This window comes from Priestia sp. FW507-14D1A (genome assembly GCF_058781295.1).
In genome coordinates, this window is sequence record NZ_JBYSWQ010000002.1 from 117,136 (window position 1) to 137,001 (window position 19,866).

Genomic DNA, 19,866 nt, shown 5'->3' on the forward strand with positions numbered 1-19,866 from the left:
AAAGGTTACTTCCTTATTTAGATATGGAGATGTAAAAGTTACTGTTTGTTCATTTCCCCATTGTGCATCATAAGCTCCTAAAACATTTAAATCGCTCATATCCGTATTTCGTGTCATGACATGAAGAGGTTCTTGATTTATTCGTTTTTTCACCAAAGGGAATTCCGTTTGTTTATAAAAATCATAGTAATAGTTAGTTTCTCCAAGACTCCAATTGGAATAACCAATAATAATTTTTTGGGTATTCTTAGGGGAACTTAGATCGTAATAGTCAACTTTATTAGTATAAAAGAACGTGAACCACCCAACGATTGCTATAGGTACATTAAAAAACAGCCCAATTACTCCCCAAAAAACTTTAGACTCTTTTGTTTTGCTAACGGTTATAAGGACTATGTATAAATAGATAAAGTGTAGAACAAATATCAGAAAATATATCGAAACCTTTGAAGAGAATTTGAAGAGAAAACGTATACGCTCTTTAGTGCTAAAAGATAAAAGAATAGATCTATAGAAAGAAGGATGATAGCTAACATTTTTAGTATACTCTTATTATTTTTATACTTCATTGACTACAAACCCTCCTCCTTTTAATTTAGAAATGTTAAATATTGCTGCTATTAATATCAAGTGAGTAGCTACGAGGTATATAATTTTTGACTTTTCCAGGTGAGTTAAATAGATCACTCTTACTGAATATCGTAAATCCAACCTCTTCCACATCCACAAATGTATCGACTTTATCTATATCGACATTTTTAAATTCTATAGGTTTATTCCATTGTCTCGAAGGAATTAAATCCTGCTCTACAATACCTTCTCCGTAGAAAATGAATATACTCAGCCCATTATTAACTAACTCTTCTGCTAATCCACTAACATGGCTCAATTTTTCTTCAGAATCAACTTTAATAATAGCACCATCTGATGAATGCTCATAAAAAGGCGTTTTATTTTTAATCAATGTTTCTTTTTCATGTCCAGAGAGCATTGAGTCTAAAACAAAAAAAACAGGTAAACCAAACATTTTTCGAACTAAAGAGATGATCAGATCATGATTAATGTCCCTAATCCCTACAGTAATAGATACAAATTTATCTTCTGGAAAGTCAAAACTATCAATTATACTTTGGTCTGAATATTGCACAAAATATTCTTTTTTCAACATTTATCCCCCTTTAGGGTTTATTCTTTTTGAACTCTTACCATTACGTTATGTAGTAGTTACTTCTGTTAATGTAACAATAAATTCTATGCAAGTGATAGCAATGATTGGGAAAAATGTAGAGTTTTTATTTTAGGAGTATTTTCAATGGAGGATGAACAGTTACCAAACAGAATCATTATATGTATCGACATGAAGGCGTTCTATGCTTCAGTTTCTTCTGTCATAAGAGGATTAAACCCGTTGAAAACAAAGCTTGCGGTAGTCGGAGATATCAAACGGTCGGGATCCGTTGTATTAGCTGCCACACCCTTATTAAAGAAAGAAGGGGTCAAAACAGGAAGTCGTCTTTTCGACATTCCTAAAAGGAAAGATATCCATGTGGTGAATCCATCCATTGAGAGGTATATCAAGGCTTCGACCTATATTTCGAGCTTGGTGTTACAGTATGTGGATCCTGAGGATTTTTATGCCTATAGTATTGATGAGTTGTTTATTGATGCGACAGCTTCGTGGCATCTATTCGCTCGTACACCAGAAGAATTAGCCCACAATATTATCGACGAAATTTATCATAAGACACGCCTGACAGCTACGGCAGGCATAGGCCCTAATCTCTTACTGGCGAAGGTAAGCTTAGACCATGAGGCTAAGAATAGCCCAACAGGAGTGGCTTATTGGCGATATGAGGATATTCCCTTTAAATTGTGGGCTATTCATCATCAATCGCACTCGTTATAGCGTTGACTCCTTCATTTCCGTTAAGCTTGTATGTGCCAAAACCTATAGCAGGCAAGGTTACCCCGTCATTAAGGGTTATTTCAGGAATTACTTTACTCATTATTATCCACTCCTTTCGATCACGCCCTAAGGTTAGCATATATTATTCAATACTTAAATAAATTTGCATCACTCATTTTTACAAAGGAGTGATGCTTTCAAACATTCAAAAAAGTGATTACGGAGAAACCTCCGTTTTAAACTCGTTAACTTCGCACTTTTCTGTTTCTTTCTTGTTTTTAGTTAACGTAAAGAAAGCTACAAAACCTAAAAGCGCCGTACTAAATAAAATAGCAGCCATCGGAATCGCTGTGGTTTCGTTAATACCCACTAAAGGAGAAACAATGGATCCTAAAGTTAGTGGAAGCATGCCTAACACGGCACTCGCACTTCCTGCTCTATGTCCTTGATTTTTCATTGCCAATGTCACCGAGCCTGTGATCGTCATTCCTATAGAGATCATGTAAATAAAAATGGGAATAACAATCGTAGCCAGCGGCCCTTTAAGCATGGTCATGATAAGAAGTACGCTAGTAGCACTTACAGCCGTAATCACGGCAATGCGAAGCAGGCTTCTTTCATGAAGAATTCCGCTAAAGCGCCCAATAATAAAGCTTCCAGTCACAATGGCTAAGCCGTTAATGCCAAACAAAATGCTAAAAATTTGCGGAGAAACATGGTAGATCCCTTGATAGACAAATGGAGTGCCTGATACATAAGCAAAGCTACCTCCATGGACCAGTCCGACAATTAAGGCATACCCAATAAAAGAACGGTCTTGTAATAGACTGCCCATCGTGCGAATGGAATGACCAATTGAACTTGGCGTTCTATTTTCAATTGGCAAAGTTTCTTTTAAACGCATTGAAATTGTTAAAACAATTAAAAGGCCTATTAAACTTAAAAACAAGAAAATAGTATGCCAGCTTGCAAAAGGAAGAAGTAAAATAGCACCTCCGGCCATTGGTGCTATCATTGGCGCAAAGGCATTGATAACCATTAACAGAGCAAAAAACTTCGTAAGCTCTCTTCCACTAAAAACGTCTCTGACAATGGCTCGAGAAAGAACAACTCCTGCCGAAGCTGTAAACCCTTGTAAAAAGCGTGCGATGACTAAAGCTGTAATAGTAGGAGCCAAAGCACAGAGCAAGGACGATATCATAAATAAAGAAATGGAAATGAGTAAAGGTCGTTTTCGTCCCTTCGCATCACTGATTGGACCGATCACGATTTGACCAATGGCAAGGCCTAGTAAACACGATGTTAAACTAAGCTGTACAAGTGAAGCTCGCGCATCTAAATGATCAGCAATAGCAGGGAAACTTGGCAAATACATATCGATATTAAGCGGACCTAATATCGCAAGCGTGCTGAGGAGAAACGCCAATCCTAGACGTTTTTTTCCAGTTGGATTATGAAGCATAATAGCAGAGCACCTTCCTTACCTAAATATTGTATTTTTACAGATAACCTTTAGTCTATTGAAAGGCATCTCTTCTGTCTAGGACATTTGTCTAAAGATGTAGGTAAAGTTCCACTCGCAAAAAAAGATCTATGAGTGATGACATGCAGTTGATATTCAAAAAAACAACGCTTGAAATATCCTTAAGATACTTCAAGCGCTGTTTGAGCGTTTGTTATATACTATCTAATGCCTGCTGTAAATCTCTCATAATATCTTCCCATGCTTCCAGCCCAACTGATAAGCGAAGGAGTTCATTTGAGATTCCCATTTCTTTTCGAGCTTCTTCCGGCACGACTGCGTGCGTCATCGAGGCAGGATGCTGAATAAGTGTTTCAGCATCTCCAAGACTCACCGCAATGGAAATGAGCTTAAGCTGATTAACCACTTTTACGGTTTCTTCATAACCGCCTTCCACTTCAAAAGAGAGAAGCCCCCCTCCTTTTTTCATTTGCTTTTGCATGAGAGAATAAGCAGTGCTCTTTTTATCACCCGGATAATAAACGGCTTTCACCTTGGGGTGGAGACTTAATTGTTTTGCGATGTGTTCAGCATTTTCACAGTGACGATCCATCCGAACGGCCAGTGTTTTTAACCCGCGGAGTAACAGCCACGCATCAAACGGGGAAAGAATGCCTCCGATATCTTTTTGCGTCGTTTTGCGCAGTACGGAAATAACCTCTTTGTTCCCTACTACAATTCCTGCAACAACATCTCCGTGTCCACCAATAAATTTTGTTGCGCTATGAATGACTAAGTCGCATCCAAGCTTCAGCGGCTGCTGCAAATAAGGAGTTGAAAAGGTATTGTCTACTACCACAGGAATTCCTTTTTGTTTGGCGATAGAAGCAACTAACTCTAAATCTACTAAAGTCATAGTCGGATTAATCGGTGTTTCAATATAAATACATGCTGTATCTTTTCTGATAGCAGCAAGAATTTCTTCTTCAGTTTCCAAGTTGGAGAAAGAATGATGGATTTGATATTTTTCCTCAAGCATTTCTAAGAGACCAAACGTGCATCCATACACTCCTTTAGAACACAAAATATGATCGCCTGCTTTTGTAAGTCCAATCAATACAGCCGATACTGCAGCCATTCCCGATCCAAATGCCAAAGCTGCTTCTCCTTCTTCAAGCTGTGCCATACGCTCTTCTAAAATGGTGACCGTTGGATTCGATAACCGGGAATATACATAACCATCTTCTGCTCCGCTAAAACGGCTTGCACCTTGTTCTAGAGATGAGAATGTAAATGTAGACGTTTGATAAATAGGCGGAGCTAAGCTATCAAAATGATGTTTTGATTCATACCCTGCGTGAATGGCTTTTGTTTCAAACTGATATTTCTCTTTTTCGTTCATACGGCTTCCCCCTTATGCACACAAGCACTATGTCATTTTTTTAAAAATGTAAGCGTTTTCTTTTATTATATTTCTCTTTTCTTTTTTCGTTCCCTGCCTCCCTGCTTAGATAATTCCATCCTAGAAAAAGAAGCGACATGCACACTGCACCTCGCTTTACGTCATCATTTGTTTAATTAGTGCTGAATTGCGCTTTTTGAATACTTCATTATGAGAAGAAACCATAGCTGTCTTAGCCGCGGAGGGCTGAACAAATTGTTTTGCTTTGTTTACGGCATTAGCAGCGTCTTGAAAAGCACCTGTAATTAAATGGACTTTTCCTTCGTGCATGAGAATATCTCCCGCTGCATATACGCCTTCTACAGACGTTTCGCTTGCTGCGTTACCTGCAATATAGCAGTCATCAATGGTTTTAATATGTAATTCACTGTTTTTTAACAGCTCTGTATCTCTTTCATAACCGTGATTAATAATGACTTCGTCAATCGGTAAATAAGAAATTTCACCGGTTTGATGATTAGTCAGCTCAACTTTTTCAATAAATTCATGCGTCGCATCAGCCACTAATTTTGTAATAGATGTGTTAAGCAGACACCGAGCTGAACTATTTATTAATTGTCTCACTTGTGCTTCATGACCGTTTAGTTCACTGTTTCGATACGTAATATATACTTTTTTAGCAACAGACTCTAGCTCATTTGCCCAATCAATGGCTGAATTGCCTCCCCCGGAAACAATCACCGTTTTATTTTTAAAATGCTGCAAAGATTTAACCGTATAGTTTAAATTTGATATTTCAAATCGTTCTGCCCCTTCAATTTTGAGTTTTTGCGGATTTAAAATACCTCCTCCGACAGCAAGGATAATGGTTTTAGAGTAATGATGTTCACCTGAAAAACTCGTCAGCTGGAAAATACCATCTTCTAAGCGAGAAATGGATTCAACTTTCTCATTTAAAACAACAGTTGGATCAAACGTCAGCCCTTGTTCAATAAGCTGTTCAATAAGCTTCGCACCAGCAATAGGCGTTTGGCCTCCTACATCCCAAATCATTTTTTCAGGATAAACGTGAAGTTTTCCGCCTAGCTTTGGCTGATAATCAATCAGCTTTGTTTTCATTTCTCTTAGTCCACTATAAAAGGCAGAGTATAGGCCAGCAGGTCCCCCTCCTATAATTGTCACGTCGAACAGTTCGTTATGTGTCATGAACACCCACTCCTTGCAATTAATTGTTATTGATTATCATTCTCATTTGAATATACATCTTCTTCACCGTTTTGACAATAAAAATAACTATTGACATCCGGAAACGTTCGAATTATAGTATGTAAAGTAAACGATACTGATAATCATTATCAAGTATTTGTTGTATTAAACGTAAACGGAGGGTCAGATATGGTTCGCCTATATACAGAGAAATTGCATATTAGTTATGGTGAACGTCCAATAGTAAAGAATTTAAGCGTTAACATTCCAGACAAAAAGATTACCACGATTATTGGTTCAAACGGATGCGGCAAATCAACGCTTTTAAAAGCCATCACCCGCATTATTTCTCATCAATCCGGTTCCGTCATTTTAGATGGCGAAAATATTTCAACAGAACATACAAAAGCACTCGCTAAAAAAATGGCCATTCTCCCTCAAACCCCCGAAAGTGCCAGCGGCTTAACTGTTGGAGAACTTGTATCTTATGGGCGATTTCCCTATCAAAAAGGGTTTGGGCGTCTATCGAAACAAGACTATCAAACGATTGACTGGGCGCTTGAAGTAACCGGAACAAAAGATTACAAATTTCGTCTCGTTGACTCTCTTTCAGGCGGTCAGCGTCAGCGAGTGTGGATTGCAATGGCTTTAGCTCAAGAAACAGATATTATATTCCTCGATGAGCCGACTACCTACTTAGATATGGCTCATCAGTTAGAAGTGCTTGAGCTGCTTCAAAAGCTAAACAAAGAGCAAGAACGTACCGTCGTAATGGTGCTTCACGATTTAAATCAAGCCGCTCGCTTTGCAGATTATATTATCGCTTTAAAAGATGGAGAAATTGTTAAGGCCGGAACGTGTGACGAAGTCATTACGCATGACGTTTTAAAAAAAGTGTTTCATATCGACGCTGAAATCGGACGAGACCCGAGAACCAATAAACCAATGTGCATCACGTATAACTTATTAAGAGGAGATAACTAAATGAAAAAATTACTGCTTCCATTCATGCTCATATTCGTACTACTTATTAGTGCCTGCAGCAGCGGTTCAACTGAAAGCAAAAACGATTCTAATAAAGGAAACAGCGGATCCAAGACAATCACATATCAATCGGAAGACGGTCCTGTAAAAGTTCCGGCTAACCCGAAACGTGTTGTAGTGTTAGGCTCCTACGCAGGTAACGTCATGTCATTAGGTGTCAATATTGTCGGAGTTGATTCATGGTCTAAAATGAATCCCCGCTTTGAAAAGAAATTAAAAGGCGTTGAAGAAGTATCAGATGAAAATTTAGAAAAGATCATTAAATTAAAGCCTGACCTAATTATTGGCTTATCTACTACAAAAAACGTTGATAAATTGAAAAAAATTGCTCCTACCGTTACGTATACATACGATAAAGTAGATTACCTTACTCAGCATGTAGAAATCGGAAAACTATTAAATAAAGAAAAAGAAGCACAGTCATGGGTAAACGATTTTAAAAAGCGTGCGGCAAAAGCTGGTTCTGACATCAAAGCTAAAATTGGCGACGATACCACGGTTTCAGTTATTGAGAACTTTGACAAGCAGCTTTATGTATTTGGCGATAACTGGGGACGCGGAACGGAGATTCTTTATCAAGAAATGAAATTAAAAATGCCAGAGAAAGTAAAAGACATGGCTTTGAAAGATGGTTACTATGCAATTTCACCAGAAGTTCTTCCTGAATATGCCGGAGATTATTTAATCTTCAGTAAAAACCAAGATGGAGATACATCCTTTGAGAAAACAGATACGTACAAAAATATTCCTGCTGTAAAGAATAATGACGTATTTGAAGCAAATGCAAAAGAATTTTATTTTAATGATCCAATCACATTAGATTATCAACTAGATTTCTTTACTCAAAAATTTCTTGGCAAGTAACTCATTCAAGAGGAATTCTTTTTAGAATTCCTCTTGCTTTGTTTTACTAAATTTATTCTTACATGAAAAGATGGGTGTTTTATGAAAATAGACAATCAGCGTTTCATTCCTTTTTTATATAAATTAATAGGTGCCTTGCTCGTGTTCATCATAATGTTTGGTTATTCAATGATTTTTGGCGCTGCTGATATATCGATAAAAGATGTGTGGCTAGCACTTTCATCAAGCAGTGTAAACGAACAGATTTCGATCATCCGAGATATTCGTTTACCTCGTGAAATCGCCGCTGTTTTTGTTGGCGCTGCTTTATCAGTATCAGGGGCGATTATGCAAGGTATGACAAGAAATCCTCTTGCAGATCCAGGACTTTTAGGCTTAACTTCTGGCGCAAATGCAGCTTTAGCTGTAACCATTGCCTTTATCCCTTCTGTAAATTATTTAGGTATTACGATTGCTTGCTTTATCGGAGCTGCGGTTGGCGCAATTTTGGTATTTGGAATTGCTGCTATAAAAAGAGACGGTTTTTCTCCGCTTCGAATTGTACTAGCCGGGGCTGCCGTTTCAGCGTTTCTTTATGCGATCGGAGAAGGCGTCGGTATTTATTTTAAAATTTCAAAAGATGTATCGATGTGGACTGCTGGCGGAATGGTAGGCACTTCTTGGGAACAGCTTCAAATCATTGTTCCTTTTATTGTCGGAGGTATATTCATTGCCCTTTTGCTTTCCCGGCAGCTTACTATTTTAAGCTTAAACGAAGAAGTCGCTGTGGGGTTAGGTCAGCAAACAACAAAGGTCAAAACCGTTTTATTTGTTGTCATGATTCTTCTTGCAGGTGCTTCTGTTGCGCTAGTCGGAAACATGGTGTTTATCGGCTTGATGATTCCTCATATTGTACGAGGAATTGTAGGAACCGACTATCGTTATATTATCCCTATGTCCGCTGTCATTGGCGCAGCGTTTATGCTGCTCGCTGATACGTTGGGCCGAACCGTAAGTGCGCCTTATGAAACACCGATAGCAGCAGTTGTATCCATGATTGGTTTACCTTTCTTTTTAGTCATTGTTCGTAAAGGAGGAAAAGCATTCTCATGATCCACCCAGCGCTTATTAGAAAACAACGAATAATTATGATGCTGCTCACTGTTTTGATTCTTGGAACGATTGTAATAGGGATGGGGCTTGGGGATGCCTCCCTTCCTTATAATAAAGTATTTCCTACTCTTTTTGGCAAAGGGGATTTTGCAGATGAGTTTGTTCTTTTTTCAATTCGACTTCCGCGAATTATCATTACTCTTTTAGCAGGAATGGCTCTAGCTTTATCAGGCGCTATCTTACAAGGGGTTACGCGCAATGACTTAGCGGAACCTGGAATTATAGGAATTAATTCAGGAGCAGGCGTCGCAATTGCCGTATTCTTTTTATTTTTTCCAATTGAAGCTGGCTCTTTCGTGTATGCTCTTCCGTTAGTAGGGTTCATCGGTGCCTTGTTTACAGCTGGTCTTATCTACCTTTGTGCATATAGTAAAAGCCAAGGACTGCAGCCTGTAAAACTTATTTTAACAGGCGTAGGTTTTTCGATGGCTCTTTCTGGAATGATGGTGGTGATTATGTCATCAGCTGATCGTGCTAAAGTTGATTTTATTGCTAAATGGATTGCAGGAAACATTTGGGGGACAGACTGGCCTTTTATATGGGCACTTCTACCTTGGCTGCTTGTCTTGATTCCTTTTATATTGTACAAAGCAAATTCATTAAACATTTTTAACTTAAATGAAGCTGCAGCTATTGGAGTCGGTATCGCTATGGAGAAAGAGCGTATCACATTGCTTCTAGCCGCGGTTGCATTAGCGGCAGCCGCAGTTTCAGTTACAGGGGGCGTGGCCTTTATTGGGCTTCTTGCTCCTCATATTGCCAAAGGCTTAGTCGGACCGAGAAACCAGCTTTTTATTCCCGTTGCCATTTTACTTGGCGGCTGGCTCTTGCTGATTGCAGATACAATAGGACATAACATTGCCGACCCTAACGGTGTACCAGCAGGAATTATTGCCGCCGTAATCGGTGCTCCTTACTTTGTTTATTTACTTTTGAAAAAATAATAAACGAGGCTGAGAAATAACAACGTCAATCCAATCTAAAGACAAACCAATTGAATGTATGAGCTGAACCGCTCGTTACACCATAACAAAAATAACGAACCGCTAATCAAACATTTTGATTAGTGGTTCGTTTTTCACTTGGGCTAAAATACTTTTATCTCAGCTTTAGTTTTGCTTTTTTTGTCTTTCATCTGCAGCGTTCGCTCTAGCCTGAGCTTCTAAATCGTCTTGGTCTGCTAATTCACGAGAAAACTCTTCGTCTACTCCATCTGCTTTAGATGAAGGATAATCCGCTACCTTTTTTAATTGTTTTTTCAACTCTTTTTCATTCATTATAAACACTCCTTTATTTTAGGCTGTTACTAGTATGCGTTTGTCGTTTCTGCACTATGTGGAGAAAGAAGGAATTTTACCAATAAGACCGAAAGCATACGTAATAAGAAAAAGAAAGGACGTTTTATATGATCATCATTATTACGCTCTCTATTATCATTGTATTTGTTATTTTACTGCTATGCATAGTTACTACTTCGAAAGCTTACGATTATAAACATACGGTAGATCCGCTTACAAAAAAACAAGACGAAAAAAAGTAGGTGCGCTCGTTTCACACCTACTTTTTGTATTACCCTTGCAGTGTTTTTAAATCGTGATCGTTCAATTGAAATGCTTGCTTAATTTTGTCTTCCAAGTTTTTTGTTACTCTTCGCTTCCCCACTTCAACCAGTGCAATTAAAGAAAAACTGCAGTTTACTGCTTGAGCGAAGTTTCGCTGATTCATATTGTAGTTTAGTTTTTCCGAATGTTTTTTACCGTTTCTTTATTCATTTACACTCACTCCGCTTAACTCAATATACTTTTTTCTACTCAAGTTCAAGTCACATGTTCATCTAGCTGTCGACAGAGCGTGAGAAATTGCTGCTGTTCTTCTTCTTTATAGCAAGCAAACAGTTTTTCAACCCCTTGCTGCATGTCTTTTTCAGCAGCTTGAATCACTTGCTTCCCTTTGTTTGTAAGCTCGACCATAACTTTACGCCGATCTCTTTTTGAATGGTAGCGCTCCACAAGATTCAGTTCATACAAACGTGTAATCGATGCTGTAATAACGCTTGGGCTCGCCTTTATCTCGTCTGCCACTTTGGTGACAGGCATTGTATCTGCACGTTCAACAATCAGTAAAATATGATATTGAAAAGAGGTAATTCCGTAATGCTGTAAAAGGCTTTTTACATTTGTCATTACTTTTTTGTTTAAAGATATTGAAATTCTTTGAATTTCTTCACCAAATATCAATGGATCCATCCGCCTCACTGCCCCTTTCTCTCCAACATTTTTATGATGAACTTTAGATTTCTATAGCTCCTTATGAATTTATACTTTTTGGAGCTGGAAGCATACGAATATCTTCCTCTTGAGCTTTTGATTTCTTTTCTTCGACTACTTTATCTTTACGTACGTCACGAAGGAAGAAACTTAAAATTAAACCAATAACAGAAATTGCTGTTGCCCAGTAAAAGGCATCGTTAATACCTTGGATCGTACCTTGCTGCGTCATTTTTCCAGATAAAACCTTCAGCGCTTGCTGCTGAGCCTGATCTTGTGATAAATGCAAAGTAGCAGCTACTTTTTGTACAAATAAATGAAAGCTGTTCATAAAGAATGGATCAGACGTATTCATGGAACTGCTGATTTCATTTACATGATACGTTGTACGGTTCGTAAAAATGGTCGTCATTAAACTAATACCAATTGAACCACTTACTTGACGAAGCGTATTAGACATTGATGTTCCGTGACTGCTTAGTCGCTGCGGAAGCTGATTCAAACCCGCTGTCATAATCGGCATCATTAACAGTGACATACCGAACGAGCGAATAATATAAATCGCTAAAATATGATTAAACGGTGTATCCATCGTCAGCTTCGTAAATTCAAACGTTGAAATAGATGTAATGAGCATACCAACGATTGCTAGCGGACGAGGTCCCACCTTATCAAACAATGTACCTGAAATCGGCGACATAACCAGCATAACAAGTGCGCCAGGAAGCAAGAGCAGTCCTGAATCAAAAGCAGAATATCCGCGGATATTTTGCAAGTAAATTGGAAGCAAGAACATACCTGCGTACATACTGATTGTAATCGCAATACTAATAATATTTGATAGTGAAAAAATATTATATTTAAACACACGCATATCCAATAGCGGCTTTTCAGATTTAATTTGTTGAAGAACAAATATAATTAAAAGAACTGCTCCACCAATGATTGTAGAAAGAACAACTGAATCCGTCCAGCCGTCATTTCCAGCTTCACTGAATCCATAAAGCAATAATCCCATACCTGCAAGTGATGTCACAACAGAAGGCATGTGAACTTTTACATCCTTTGGAGGCTGAATGTCTTTTAATTGAAAGAAAGCAATAATTAATACAATGGCACCTAATGGCACCATGCCGTTAAAAAGGATGTGCCAATCATAGTTTTGAATAACCCATCCAGATAACGTTGGTCCAATAGCCGGTGCGAACATCATGGCTAAACCAAAAATCCCCATCCCTTTTCCTCTCATGTGAGGAGGGAAAATAAACACAATAATGGTCATAACAAGAGGCGATAAGACACCTCCGCCAATAGCTTGAATTAAACGGCCGGTAAGCATAATCGAAAACGTAGGTGCAATTCCGCAAATCAATGACCCTACTGTAAAACAAAACATTGCAAATAAGAACAAGCGACGCACACCAAATCGTTCAATTAAAAAAGCTGAAAGCGGAATTAACGCCCCGTTCACAAGCATATATCCTGTTAACAACCACTGAGCTGTATTTGCCGTTACGCCAAACTCAGTAATCAAATGCGGGATGGCTACGTTCAGTAACGTTTGGTTTAATATCGCAAGAAACAAACCAAGCATTAAAACAATCAATAGTGGAATATGCTTTTTGATGGATCCATCACTTGTGTTTTCTATACTGGCTGTCATCATATTTCCTCCTTTCTTGAACTGTTGTAGTAAGAATTAGTCTTTCGAAATTTTTACCTCGGCGTTCATACCTGGCAGTACATGCTCTGAGTAATTAGAAATAGAAATTTTCACAGGAACCGTTTGAGACACTTTTGTGTAGTTTCCATCTGAGCTTGAGTTCGATGTTAAAGATGAAAGTGAATTGGTTGCATATCCAATTTCTTCGACTTTGCCGTCGATTTTTGCACTGCTGTCTCCGTCTACCGTTACATCTACATCGTCGCCTTCTTTAATATCCTTAAGCTGATCTTCTTTAATATTTGCTACGATAAATAGGTCTTTCATATCTACTTCCGTTGCAATTTGCTGTCCAGCTTGAACCATTTGATTTTCTTTTACGTTTGTTTGAATAATTTTTCCATCTGCTGGCACTTTAGCAGCTACAGACCCTTTTTCGGCTTGAATTTTAGCAATTTCAGCATCTTTTGATACATCATTTCCTTCTTCTACTGTCCAGCTTGCTACTTTACCTGCTGCAGGTGCAACTACATTGTATACATCTCCGGATACTTTAGCGTTATCCGTTGTAATATAGTTCGATTTTTGAACGTAATAATATCCTCCTCCAATTAATAAAGCTAAAATAACGATAATTCCAATAAAATTTGTTACCATTAAGCGACTTCTAGACATTCATTACTCCTCCTTAATACTTCACTAATAAAATTACTTTTTTATATAGCTTTTTCATAAAGATATTATCTCCATCTATTATGAGATATGTTTCTTTACAATCATCTATTTGGTTAACCACCTAAATAACTTTATCATAAAGATATTTTTTCGTAAAGATATTAATTTAAAAATAATAATGGTGGTTAAAGATAATCATTGCCATCCTTTACAATTGTTTCATTTTATTTTAGAGTTAGTTTATATACGTCCGTAGTGTACAAGGAGATGGAAGCTAGCATGGATAACAATTTAGATTCAAAAATTGAACACCTTTATCAAATTAACACATCTTTTTTTCAATATATGCGGCATTTAGTCGAAGAAACATTAAAAACACAGCCTTATCACTTAACACCCACTAAATTTTATATCTTAAACTACATTGCCAGCGGCACAAAGTATATGGTAGCAGATATTTCAAATAAACTTCACTTAACCTCGGGCGCTACAACTAGCTTATTAAATCAATTGGAAGAAGAATCTCTCATTCAGCGCGTGCGAGACGAAAAAGACCGGAGAGTTGTGTGGGTTTCACTGACCGATGAATCAAAGAAACTTGTTTCAATGATTACAGAGAAGCGAAATGGATTTTTAAAAGATATGCTAGCAGCTCTAACTGTAGAAGAACAAGAAGAATATTTTCGCTTATTAAATAAAATGGATGCCCTTTTAAGTGATAAATATGGATTTTCATATTAGATTATCCAAAAGAGCTCCGCTTCAATTCGAAGCGGAGCTCTTCGCTATTTTAGAAAGCAGAACTCATTAACGCACCTGCTTTGTCAGGAAAATCGATAAAAGGATTTCGGTTGCCTTGCAACTCAAAGATTGCTGCATTGCGATGTTTTTCATAAAGTGAAACAGTAAATTCTTCATGCCATTTTAGTAAAAGAGGAAGATCTACTCGCGAAGAGTCAATTTTATTATGATAGCGAATAAAAAAATAAAGCGTAGCCCGAGCCACAATTCCTTTGCCATATTCAGGTTCAAACTTACCTTTTTCTGCTTTGCCACATCCTTCTTTCACATCTGATTGCTTTACTTCCGGCGTATAATCCGCGAAGTCAATATAAGAAGAATTACCTCTTCGACTGTTACAAGAAGGTTCACACGCAAATAAATGATGCAAATCACCTCTCATAGGCTCTTGTTTCCCAAACCAAGATTGTGGGACAACGTGCTCACAGTTCAGCAGTATATCATTGCTTGAAAAAGATGAGTTACTAAGCGCCTGAAGTTGATCAATATCTTGCTGTATAGTTTCTAACGGATCCATCCCTTTCCCTGAGTATAGACTTTTCAGCTCCCCATTCTCCTGTAGATCCACCCATGGATATACATATTTATGGGGCGAATAACTTAGCAAATGCTGATGCGTTTCCGTTAACAAAGTTTGCATGGCTTCTCTTTCAAAGAGCGTATCTTGATAATAAAGATTTTTATTTTCTTCATCCATCTTTTCATCATAATAACTTCGATTGTTTACGTATTCGTGATAAAGAGCTTTTGCCTGCTGCTTTTCCATCATTAACATATCTAAACTGCTTCTCATCCGATCACCTCTGAAGTCATTTGACGTTGAATTTCACGCAACAGCTTTTCAACAACGGTCAAGTGCACAAATCCGTTTCCTACTTCTCTTGGTGATTCATTTAATGGAAGCGTTCTTCTAATTAACTGTGCATAAAGCTCTGGTTCTGTAAGTGTCCTTCCAAACGTTTCATTTGAAAGAACTTTTATCAATGCTAAGGCCCCCGCTATGTGAGGTGTTGCCATAGAGGTTCCGCTCAGTGCGGCATACTTTCCGTTCAAGTAAGTTGATACAATCTTCTCTCCCGGAGCCACTACATCTACTTCGTTGTTTGAGTTGGAAAATGCCGAAGATCGTTTCTCTAAATCAACAGCTCCTACGCTAATCACTTCATTATATGATCCTGGGTACGCAAACTCATCTGTGGAGCCTTCTCCATCTCCTTCATTTCCCGCTGCGCAGACAACTAAAATATTCTGATCAACAGCATCTTGAATCGCTTCATGTAGCTCAGGCACATCGGCCGGACCTCCAAGCGACATCGAAATGATATCTACTTTTTGCTCGATGGCGTAGTTAATACCTTGAATAATCCACTCGTATTGACCTGAACCATTCCCATCAAGTACTTTTAGGATAAGTAAGCTCACTTCAGGAGCCACTCCTACAACACCTGTACCATTATGAGCTGCTGCAATTGTGCCTGCTACGTGAGTACCGTGACCATTATAATCTTGAAAAATATCTGGATTTTGTTGATCATCGTGTGTGAAATTTCTTCCTCCAATAATTCGTTCCTGCAAATCTGGATGTGTAACATCACAGCCAGTATCTAAAACTGCTATAGTTATTCCCCGTCCCTTTGTTTGCTTCCATACTTGCTCTGCTCCAATTAGATCGACTCCTTCTGGGACTTCATTAAATTGATTCCATTGTTCAACTACTTGAAATGGGATAATGCGCACTTTGCTCTTCATTCAGATTCCCCCTGCAGGATTAAATGGAAGCTAGTTCATGGTGGGATCACTTTTAATCGCTTATTTTTGGAGCTTACTCATCGAGGTTTGTTGATTCTAAACTTATTATAACACAAAAATAGAACACATGTTTGTATTTTTGTGAATTTTTTTTGCAAATAAATAAAAAGCAGAAGCGGAATTTCCACCTCTGCTTTTTATTTATTGTTGGTTTTTAGAGGAATCAGGAACGGCACATTGACCATCTGCACAAAAGGCATCATCTGCGCCTTCTGGAGAAAGACTCTTCAAAGCGGGAGTCGGATTTTCTTCTTCCCATACTTGTTGGAGAGCTCCTACAAATGTTTCGACTGGCTGTGCACCTGAAATCGCATATTTTTGATTGACAACAAAATATGGAACACCGCTAATACCATATTGCTGAGCCGTTGCTTCATCACTGCGGACTTCATTTGCGTATGCGTTTTTATCCGCGAGAATTTGACGTGCTTCTTCTCGGTCAAGACCTGCATCTTCTGCAACAGCAACCAGCGTCTCTTCTTCACCTAGATGTTTTGATTCAGTAAAGTATGCATATAAGAGTTTTTCTGTAATGGCTGCTTCTTTTCCTTGAGCTTTTGCAAATTTAGCTAAGCGGTGAGCATCAAATGTATTAGTTGGCTTCATATCGTCAAAATTAAAGGATAAGCCCACACTAGCTGCCTGCTGTCCGATTCCTTCATTTGCTTGCTTCGCTTGTTCAATCGTCATTCCATATTTAGCAGCAAGAGCTTCATTAATCGTTTTGCCAGTATTAACTGGGGCGTTTGGATCTAGCTCGAAGCTTTTAAATTCAACCTGCACATCATCTTTGTGTGCAAATTGCTGAAGCGCTTGCTCTAAGCGGCGCTTTCCAATATAACAAAAAGGACAGACAAAATCTGACCAAACTTCTATTTTCATCGTGACACCTCTTCAATTCAAGATAATTCTTATCGTAGCATACCTTTGAAGAAATTCCATCATAACTTGCTCAAACAAAGCAAAAACACGGTGTTGATTTACATACTAAGTGTATTAAATCAACACCGTGTTTTTATCTCACTTATTTTAAATTCATTGCTTTTAGAAGAGCATCATGTAAATACGTATTTTCATATACTCCGGTAAATCTTTCTGAGCCGGCACCCATTGCATTTAAAGGAACGTCTGATGACGTATGCTCTTCAGTTGTCCAATCCGCAACGAACTGCTCTTTTGAATGAGCGATTGCAAATGGCCCGTCTTCTTTTGATGCTTCATTTTCACCGTTATCTTTATTGTCTACTTTTTCAAGTGCTAAACCTCCGGTTGCATGGTCAGCTGTTACTAATACGAGAGTGTCTGGGTGTGTTTTAGCATAAGCTTTAGCCATCTTCACCGTATCATCAAGCTGCTTACCTGCTTTAATCATGAGTTCAGCATTATTATTATGAGCCATTTCATCAATGGCTTCCTCTTCTACTACAAGAAAGAACCCTTTTTTATTTTGTGATAGCGTATTGATTGCTTTTTTTGTCATGTCTTTTAGAGATACTTGAGGGTTGTACACATCACCTTGGCCTTCAGGAGCTTGTTGAAACATTTCTTCATTAGCAAACAGACCAAGCAATTTTGTTCCTTTAGCATATTTTAATTCATTTTCGTTATTAACGTACGTATACCCAAGTTTTTGTGCTTTGCTTACTAAGTTCCCTTGCGTTCCTTTGCTTCCTTCAGTTTTATCTTCTGGCGGGGCATCCGAGTGTGCACCTTCATTTCCTTTTGGGTACCAATAATCTTCTCCGCCACCTAGAATCACATCTACTTTACTATTTTCAAGATACTGCTTCGCGATGTCACTTTGAGCACTTCGATCCTTAACATGTGCGCCAAAAGCAGCTGGAGTTGCGTCTGTTACTTGACTTGTTGTCACAAGCCCCGTCGTTTTCCCAGCTAATTTTGCTTTTTCTAAAACCGTTTGAACTGGTTTTCCTTTCATATTTACGCCAATAGCGCCATTATAGCTTTTAACTCCTGAAGCCATGGCTGTAGCAGCTGCAGCGGAATCCGTAACAAATGAATTTCCTGAAGATGTATGGACTCTTCCTACTGCCGGCATATCATCCATTGCTAACTTTCCATTTGCACCTACGGCGGCCAGTCGGATCGCATCACGATGATCGGTACCCATACCGTCTCCAACAAAAAGAATAACATTTTTAGCTTTTTGGTTATTTACGCCTTTAGCTGCTTTAGCATCTGTTGGTGAATTTGTTCCAAATGCCAGCGCTGCTACAGTTACCGCTGATAATACTGCCGCTCCAATTGCACGTTTTTTCATTGTTTACACCCTTTACTGTTTATTATTGACATAACTTAACTGTACACGCAGTCTGTTAAATCAACTTGAATAAAAGGTTAAAGGTGTGTAAAGATATATAAACTTCCATTTACAATGCATGAGAGAGGCTTTCCTTTTAGCTAATCAATACTTGGCGGAACTTCAAGCCAGCCTTTTTTGATCATAATTTCCGTTGCTTCGCTTGCATATTGAAACGCCTCTTCTCCTATCAGCATCATTTTAGCCACAATATCTCTTCGAAAACTAAATGCTGCTCCAAACGCCTGACTTCCGATACTGAAGTTACTTAGTAAAATATCGCATGTCAGCATCAAACGATCCGAAAAAGCAGGCGTTTCAGAAGTCGTTATGCTTCCTGTTGAGGCAACAGAAGGTGAAATATCGTCTTGTATAATTATTTCTTCAAGTCGCGTAATAATTTTTTTACTGAGCTCTTTTCCTTTCAAAAAATGCTTTTTCACTTCGGCATCTTTCGCCGTTTGAGAAAAAGCCTTCATTAACTTCATCCCGACAATGTTTGTTTCGACTCCATGATAAATCTGCGCTAGCTCCATCGTATTTAATACTCTTTTGTCCGCAAATACATTTAAGCCGCTCAGATATTTTCTATCCGAAACAAACTCAACGGTGGTTGGCATCGGAATATAAGGTGGACGTGATAAAATTCCTTTTTTCAATAAGTACTGCGTACAGGAATCGTAGCACTCTTGCGTAATTTTTGTTAAATCTTGATAAAATTTCACCACATCTTCTCTGTAGGCCTTGCCTAAACTTAATGTATACATCCCCATACTAATTTCTTTGATGACACGAAGAAACATAATATCAAATCCATTAGTAAATAGTTTTGGAGCCTGTACGTTTACGTCTTGAGATGAAAGCCCCGTTGGCACTACCGCTCCTTCTTTTTCAAATATTGTTTTTATTTTTCGTATGTATATAATAAGCTGCTCACGCAAGTCCGTCATAATTGTTTTAGCATCTTCATCATCCGCATGTTCAATCATATAATCTAACAAGCAAATAATTAACGTTTTCTGCTGATATGTCATCCACAGCGTCCCAATTTCGCTTGAGGTAATACTAGGTTTGTCAGGCACTGTTACTTCCCTCCGCTTCTTCAGCTTTGTTGAGTACGTCTACTTCTTTAAAAAGAGAGCATCCTCATTGTACATTTACTTATCATTATGCTATCCAACATTCTTTTTTTTATTTAACCCGCTGACCTATAGCTTTTGGGCAACAAAAAAGAGGCTAGGACAAAAGTATTTTAGACGAAATAAAAAACGAACCATTAATCAAGATGTTTGATT

At 38.2% G+C, this 19,866-nt stretch carries 19 protein-coding genes and 3 pseudogenes; 7 read left to right on the forward strand and 15 right to left on the reverse strand.

Annotated features, from left to right (window positions below):
• Window positions 1-604: 604 nt before the first annotated feature.
• Complete coding sequence (locus AC3WJG_RS09040) at window positions 605-1,168, reverse strand: hypothetical protein (protein ID WP_255293549.1); 564 nt, start codon at window positions 1,166-1,168, stop codon at window positions 605-607.
• Between the two features lie 144 nt (window positions 1,169-1,312).
• On the opposite strand from AC3WJG_RS09040, the pseudogene AC3WJG_RS09045 reads away from it, so the two are divergent.
• Window positions 1,313-1,882, forward strand: a pseudogene (locus AC3WJG_RS09045) (Y-family DNA polymerase); the annotation flags it as partial.
• 4 nt (window positions 1,883-1,886) lie between these two features.
• Here AC3WJG_RS09045 and AC3WJG_RS09050 read toward each other — a convergent pair.
• The 4 genes and pseudogenes from AC3WJG_RS09050 to AC3WJG_RS09065 all read right to left on the reverse strand — a co-directional run.
• Window positions 1,887-2,006: pseudogene (locus tag AC3WJG_RS09050) on the reverse strand (aldo/keto reductase); the annotation flags it as partial.
• A gap of 117 nt (window positions 2,007-2,123) precedes the next feature.
• Window positions 2,124-3,368 carry a Bcr/CflA family efflux MFS transporter gene (locus tag AC3WJG_RS09055; RefSeq protein ID WP_028408061.1) on the reverse strand — a complete coding sequence of 415 codons (1,245 nt, stop codon included), beginning with the start codon at window positions 3,366-3,368 and terminating at the stop codon, window positions 2,124-2,126.
• Between the two features lie 214 nt (window positions 3,369-3,582).
• Window positions 3,583-4,770, reverse strand: a complete 1,188-nt coding sequence (gene megL / locus AC3WJG_RS09060; RefSeq protein ID WP_102813269.1) for a methionine gamma-lyase — start codon at window positions 4,768-4,770, stop codon at window positions 3,583-3,585.
• A gap of 156 nt (window positions 4,771-4,926) precedes the next feature.
• Complete coding sequence (locus AC3WJG_RS09065; protein WP_098332330.1) at window positions 4,927-5,976, reverse strand: NAD(P)/FAD-dependent oxidoreductase; 1,050 nt, start codon at window positions 5,974-5,976, stop codon at window positions 4,927-4,929.
• 189 nt (window positions 5,977-6,165) lie between these two features.
• Between AC3WJG_RS09065 and AC3WJG_RS09070 the strand changes: the two genes are divergently transcribed.
• From AC3WJG_RS09070 to AC3WJG_RS09085, 4 genes are all read left to right on the forward strand, one after another.
• Window positions 6,166-6,960, forward strand: a complete 795-nt coding sequence (locus AC3WJG_RS09070) for an ABC transporter ATP-binding protein (RefSeq protein ID WP_098333548.1) — start codon at window positions 6,166-6,168, stop codon at window positions 6,958-6,960.
• A complete protein-coding gene (locus AC3WJG_RS09075; protein WP_337133400.1) occupies window positions 6,961-7,884 on the forward strand; it encodes an iron-hydroxamate ABC transporter substrate-binding protein in 924 nt (307 codons plus the stop codon). It begins immediately after the preceding gene.
• An 81-nt stretch (window positions 7,885-7,965) separates the two neighbouring features.
• Window positions 7,966-8,976 (forward strand): FecCD family ABC transporter permease, encoded by a 1,011-nt coding sequence (locus AC3WJG_RS09080; protein WP_337133401.1) that lies wholly within the window; start codon window positions 7,966-7,968, stop codon window positions 8,974-8,976.
• Window positions 8,973-9,980: a FecCD family ABC transporter permease gene (locus AC3WJG_RS09085; protein ID WP_098433671.1), complete on the forward strand. Its 1,008-nt coding sequence runs from the start codon at window positions 8,973-8,975 to the stop codon at window positions 9,978-9,980. The genes AC3WJG_RS09080 and AC3WJG_RS09085 overlap by 4 nt, the downstream gene beginning before the upstream one ends.
• 165 nt (window positions 9,981-10,145) lie before the next feature.
• Here the strand turns inward: AC3WJG_RS09085 and AC3WJG_RS09090 are convergent, their stop codons facing one another.
• Window positions 10,146-10,313, reverse strand: coding sequence for a YfhD family protein (locus AC3WJG_RS09090; RefSeq protein WP_081085297.1), 168 nt, complete (start codon window positions 10,311-10,313; stop codon window positions 10,146-10,148).
• 128 nt (window positions 10,314-10,441) lie between these two features.
• Between AC3WJG_RS09090 and ytzI the strand changes: the two genes are divergently transcribed.
• A complete protein-coding gene (gene ytzI / locus AC3WJG_RS09095) occupies window positions 10,442-10,576 on the forward strand; it encodes a YtzI protein (protein WP_016763550.1) in 135 nt (44 codons plus the stop codon).
• Between the two features lie 29 nt (window positions 10,577-10,605).
• On the opposite strand, the pseudogene AC3WJG_RS09100 reads toward ytzI, so the two are convergent.
• The 4 genes and pseudogenes from AC3WJG_RS09100 to AC3WJG_RS09115 form a co-directional block, all read right to left on the reverse strand.
• Window positions 10,606-10,808: pseudogene (locus AC3WJG_RS09100) on the reverse strand (XRE family transcriptional regulator).
• A 45-nt stretch (window positions 10,809-10,853) separates the two neighbouring features.
• On the reverse strand, window positions 10,854-11,282 hold the full coding sequence (locus tag AC3WJG_RS09105; protein WP_337133402.1) for a MarR family winged helix-turn-helix transcriptional regulator: 429 nt from the start codon (window positions 11,280-11,282) through the stop codon (window positions 10,854-10,856).
• Between the two features lie 61 nt (window positions 11,283-11,343).
• Window positions 11,344-12,969 carry a DHA2 family efflux MFS transporter permease subunit gene (locus tag AC3WJG_RS09110; RefSeq protein WP_034275603.1) on the reverse strand — a complete coding sequence of 542 codons (1,626 nt, stop codon included), beginning with the start codon at window positions 12,967-12,969 and terminating at the stop codon, window positions 11,344-11,346.
• A gap of 33 nt (window positions 12,970-13,002) precedes the next feature.
• A complete protein-coding gene (locus AC3WJG_RS09115; protein ID WP_013082429.1) occupies window positions 13,003-13,641 on the reverse strand; it encodes a biotin/lipoyl-containing protein in 639 nt (212 codons plus the stop codon).
• Between the two features lie 279 nt (window positions 13,642-13,920).
• Here AC3WJG_RS09115 and AC3WJG_RS09120 point away from each other — a divergent pair, with 279 nt between their 5' ends.
• Entirely contained in the window at window positions 13,921-14,382 is a 462-nt protein-coding gene (locus AC3WJG_RS09120; RefSeq protein WP_025749292.1) for a MarR family winged helix-turn-helix transcriptional regulator, read from the forward strand.
• Window positions 14,383-14,431: 49 nt separating this feature from the next.
• Here the strand turns inward: AC3WJG_RS09120 and AC3WJG_RS09125 are convergent, their stop codons facing one another.
• The 5 genes from AC3WJG_RS09125 to AC3WJG_RS09145 all read right to left on the reverse strand — a co-directional run bounded on the left by AC3WJG_RS09125 (window position 14,432) and on the right by AC3WJG_RS09145 (window position 19,653).
• Window positions 14,432-15,235, reverse strand: a complete 804-nt coding sequence (locus AC3WJG_RS09125; RefSeq protein WP_028408051.1) for an endonuclease I family protein — start codon at window positions 15,233-15,235, stop codon at window positions 14,432-14,434.
• Window positions 15,232-16,191 carry a S8 family peptidase gene (locus AC3WJG_RS09130; protein ID WP_337133403.1) on the reverse strand — a complete coding sequence of 320 codons (960 nt, stop codon included), beginning with the start codon at window positions 16,189-16,191 and terminating at the stop codon, window positions 15,232-15,234. The genes AC3WJG_RS09125 and AC3WJG_RS09130 overlap by 4 nt, the downstream gene beginning before the upstream one ends.
• A gap of 201 nt (window positions 16,192-16,392) precedes the next feature.
• The gene (locus tag AC3WJG_RS09135; RefSeq protein WP_034653288.1) at window positions 16,393-17,133 is read right to left on the reverse strand and encodes a DsbA family oxidoreductase; all 741 of its coding nucleotides are present in this window, start codon (window positions 17,131-17,133) and stop codon (window positions 16,393-16,395) included.
• A gap of 142 nt (window positions 17,134-17,275) precedes the next feature.
• Entirely contained in the window at window positions 17,276-18,532 is a 1,257-nt protein-coding gene (locus AC3WJG_RS09140; RefSeq protein WP_337133404.1) for an alkaline phosphatase, read from the reverse strand.
• A 140-nt stretch (window positions 18,533-18,672) separates the two neighbouring features.
• On the reverse strand, window positions 18,673-19,653 hold the full coding sequence (locus AC3WJG_RS09145) for a DUF3231 family protein (RefSeq protein WP_028408047.1): 981 nt from the start codon (window positions 19,651-19,653) through the stop codon (window positions 18,673-18,675).
• Window positions 19,654-19,866: the final 213 nt, after the last annotated feature.